The following is a 406-nucleotide window of genomic DNA, read 5'->3' on the forward strand; positions in this document are numbered from 1 at the left end:
GCAGCGTCTCCACCGACTACGGCAACCGCGGTTACCTGCAGACCTGGTACGGCGTCAGTCCGGCCCAGGCGGCGCGCACCGGCTTTGCCGAACACACGCCGAAGGCCGGCCTGGTCAGCGCCGGTGTCGGCCTGAAGTGGAGCCACCGCGTCGGCCGCAATGGCAACTGGTACATCTCGGCCGAAGGCACGCGCCTGCTCGGCGATGCGGCCGACAGCCCGATCGTGCAGAAGGCAAACCAGTTCGGGCTGATGAGCGGTTACACCCACCGCTTCTGATGCATGAAGGGCGCCGCTGGGCGCCCTTTCTTTCTGCGGTCAGCGGCAGGCCGGCGCGTCGCCGCTGCCGCACAACCCGACCTCGCGCAGCCAGCCGATCCACTGCACGACGTCCTCCTTCTCCGGCT

1 protein-coding gene is annotated in these 406 nt (G+C 69.0%); it reads left to right on the top strand.

Going from position 1 to position 406, the window contains the following annotated elements:
• Nucleotides 1–278, top strand: a 278-nt coding sequence (locus EN846_RS33705; protein WP_135928107.1) for a MipA/OmpV family protein, incomplete at its 5' end; no start/stop codon positions are given.
• Nucleotides 279–406: the final 128 nt, after the last annotated feature.

The organism is Mesorhizobium sp. M4B.F.Ca.ET.203.01.1.1, assembly GCF_004791025.1.
Classification (GTDB): domain Bacteria; phylum Pseudomonadota; class Alphaproteobacteria; order Rhizobiales; family Rhizobiaceae; genus Mesorhizobium; species Mesorhizobium abyssinicae.